General features: G+C 40.7%; 5 protein-coding genes and 1 pseudogene. All 6 read left to right on the top strand.

Going from position 1 to position 3369, the window contains the following annotated elements:
- The coding region (locus CBI42_RS10520) for a thiopurine S-methyltransferase (protein WP_094753948.1) at positions 1–197 on the top strand (197 nt) is incomplete at its 5' end.
- Between the two features lie 22 nt (positions 198–219).
- Positions 220–354, top strand: coding sequence for a hypothetical protein (locus tag CBI42_RS13335; RefSeq protein WP_256963772.1), 135 nt, complete (start codon positions 220–222; stop codon positions 352–354).
- A 2-nt stretch (positions 355–356) separates the two neighbouring features.
- Positions 357–572, top strand: coding sequence for a helix-turn-helix transcriptional regulator (locus tag CBI42_RS10515; protein WP_033681021.1), 216 nt, complete (start codon positions 357–359; stop codon positions 570–572).
- Between the two features lie 291 nt (positions 573–863).
- Positions 864–1166, top strand: coding sequence for a hypothetical protein (locus tag CBI42_RS10510; protein ID WP_000564613.1), 303 nt, complete (start codon positions 864–866; stop codon positions 1164–1166).
- An 18-nt stretch (positions 1167–1184) separates the two neighbouring features.
- Complete coding sequence (locus CBI42_RS10505; RefSeq protein ID WP_094753947.1) at positions 1185–1997, top strand: LPXTG cell wall anchor domain-containing protein; 813 nt, start codon at positions 1185–1187, stop codon at positions 1995–1997.
- Positions 1998–2018: 21 nt separating this feature from the next.
- Positions 2019–3369: pseudogene (locus CBI42_RS10500) on the top strand (SspB-related isopeptide-forming adhesin); the annotation flags it as partial.

Genomic DNA, 3369 nt, shown 5'->3' with positions numbered 1-3369 from the left:
TTCAAGAGATTGAAATGATTGTAGAGTATTTTGATAAAACGGTAGACAGTATTTCCGTCACTTCCAACTTAGAGGAACTAGAAAAATTGGTATCAAGTTCATTTGGAACAGGAGCGAGTATGAATTTTCCATCAGCGACTCCGCCGTTTTCTATCAATACTCGATGGGTGAAGAAGATAACTTATCGGACAAAATAAGGAAGATATCAGGAGGATAGTAATGTTTAAACTAGTTACAATGGCTTTACTATTGATCTTAGCTTATGGAATAGGGCTTGTCATGCTGGAGCTGAAGAATGCTCCTCTGATGGATGATGAAATACCATCAAGTCCAAATAATGAAGGAGACAAGTAGATGTGAGTAAACAAACACAAAATCGTATCAGAGAATTACGAAAAAAAGCCAAATTATCACAACAAGCCTTGGCTGATCAGATAGGGGTGTTTCGCAACACCATATCTAACTGGGAAACAGGGTATAGTCAGATAAGTCTGGAGAATGCCAAAAATGTGGCAGAATATTTCGGGGTAACCATTGACTACCTATTAGGGTCAGAATCGGACCAAACGTAGTCCAGTTAAATCTATATTGACCGAGAAGTCACTAAACTATTAGAACATTGAAAACTAAATACAAGGCTTGCCCTGATACAGCGTGGCTATGGATAAAAAAGAAACGGGGGCGAGTAGCAAACTAGAAAAGGATATCTAGTCCAGCCACTGAACGAAAAAGCATGACAACTGTCATAAGCTGAAGGAGTAAGGGTTACTAGACTATAAACCCAGCGTATAAAATACCGATGTAAAAATACGTTTTTACACAGCACGGCGTAAATTTCGCCTTTCAACTTCAAGGAGAAATCTATGATAGATGAAATAACGGTCAGCCTAAAGGACTTAAAAGTTTTAGGAAAACAAGGAGGTGCGACGGCTCGTTTAGAGGACGGCACAGACCTTATCCTGAAGCCAGACTATGCAGTCAAACAGGCTAAAGGATACGTAGACGGTCTTTTAAGGGATGTTGAATTTCATTTGCCTTATAAAAAGGTTTATGATCAAATTCGCACTATTAAGAGAGATGCTCAAGTTATAGCTCGAAAAGTTAAGACACCATTAGGAATGGAACTTCGTTTAACTGGAAGAGGTTATAATCGCCAAACTAAATAAAGAAAAGGAAAAATCAAAATGAACAAGAAAAATGTATTAGCTGCACTAGCACTTTCCACTATCGCACTTGCACAAGCTGGTTATGTATCAGCAGACGAGCTTGCACCAATTGATTCTTCTGCTCCAGCAACAGAAGTTGTTACGCCAACAACACCTAGCGTTTCAACAGAAACAGAGGCACCAGCAACTCAGCCAGCAGAGCCTTCAGTTACTCCAGTTGACCCAACAACGCCAAGTGTACAAGACAAAGACAACGCAGGAAGTCTTGACGGAGTGACAACAGATAAACCAGCAACTTCTGATAAACCACAGGACAAGGATAATGCAGGTAGCCTTGATGGTGTACCAACACCATCAGATAAACCACAAGACAAAGACAGCGCAGGAAGTCTTGACGGGGTGCCATCTGATAAACCAGCACCTTCAGACAAGCCACAGGACAAGGATAATGCAGGTAGCCTTGATGGAGTCCCAGCTGAAAAGCCAAAAACAACTGATCAAGCGAACCAGCAAGGTAAGTCACAAATTGGAACTACTTCAACTTCAACAGGTCAAGTAGTGCATGACGTGACAAAAGAACCAGTTGAAACGAATACAGGAGCTTCAATTGTTAGCACGCAAAACGGAAATGTAGTCCTTTCAAATGGATCTGTAGTAGCTCCTGAAGAGATCGGTGGTACTGTTAACGAAGATAAGACTATCTCTGTTACTGATAAAGAAGGCAAACTTAAAACACTTCCAAACACTGGAACTGCAGAAAGCATTCTAGGTACTATTGGGGCTATGTTGTTGACGGCAGTAGGTTATTTCTACAAGAAGAAACTATTTTAATTAAGTGAAGGAGAAAGAAAAATGACAGAAAAAACACAAGGACACGGATATTTCCGTAAGAAAAAATGGGCTAAAGGCCTAGTATCAGGAATTGCAGTTGCAGGTTTTGTAGCCTTCTCTGCAGGTTCAGCATTTGCAGATGAAACAGTGCAACCTGAAAGCAAAAACGACAATAACATTTATGCTACACAAGCTGGTAAAGCAACAGGAAGCCAGTCTGTAGCGATTGATAATGGAGCAGTTACAAAGGCTGCTGAAAAAGCAAAAGAAGCAGGGGTGAACGTTTCTGAAACTCAGATTGTTGATAAGGGAACAGATACCACTGCTCCAAAACTTGAACAGTCTAAGTCTGAGATTAAACAAGACCAGGACAAGCAAGTCAAGGAACTTGAAGAAGCGACTACAAAACAAGTTGAAAACAATACAGCCTTCAAGGAAGCGCAAAAAGCTATTCAAGCTAACAATCAATTTGTAGCTGATGAAAAAGCCAAACATGAAGGGGAAACAACTGTCACAGTGACGAATGACAGTTCGACAGCTACTGATGGAACAGTATCTAAAAACAAGGAAGCTGCTACAAAAGCTAAGGAAGTCTTATCAGAGAATAAGAAAGCAGTAGCAGATTACCTAGTTGAAAAAGGGAACTATGATACTACTGTTAAGCAAGCTAATACTTTAAACAAAGCGGTAGATAGCGCATCTGAACAGCTGAAGAAAGAAAAAGTTGATGTTAAAGTCGTTACACGTACAGTTTCTTCAGTCGCAGAAGTAGAAGCATTGAAGAAAGCAAATGACCAGGCTATTGCAACCGCAAAAAGAAAAGTTGTGCTCAACAAGGCTCTTCTTGATGCCTACTCAGAAAGCCAAACTGCTAGTCAAGAAGTCAATCAAGATGCTGATCGCAAATCAGCTGAACTGAAAAAAACTGGGGTGCTTCTAAATTCTAAAACACAGGAAGTTTCTTCAGCTGATGAAGCTAAGCAAATTGGGAAACAAAACCAAGCAGCTTATGATCAAGCTAAGCAGGCTCAAGCAGAATGGCAGAAGAAGTACGATGAGCTTCGAGCTAAGACAAGCACGGAAGGCTACACAAAAGAAGTAGTCTTGCAAGCCCTTAGTGTTGCGACAGCAAATCCTGAAGCAACAGTAGAGTCCTCTGCTTCAGGAGCGCAGGTAACTACCAAAGATTACATCGCTTCATCAAATGGAACGTCAGGCTATACTCGAGTTCTTGACTCGACTAAAGTCTTGAAATACAAGGATGTTGGCACTGGATGGAAAACAGAAGTTGACTACACCAATCTGAAAGGTTTGACCGTTTCAACTGCAGATGGTAAAAAGCATGATATTTCTCGTATCCATCGAAAATTCG

Source organism: Streptococcus sp. KR, from assembly GCF_002238115.1.
Classification (GTDB): Bacteria; Bacillota; Bacilli; order Lactobacillales; family Streptococcaceae; genus Streptococcus.
The sequence above is the reverse complement of the archived record's forward strand: the minus strand, read 5'-3'. Positions and strand labels throughout refer to the sequence as shown.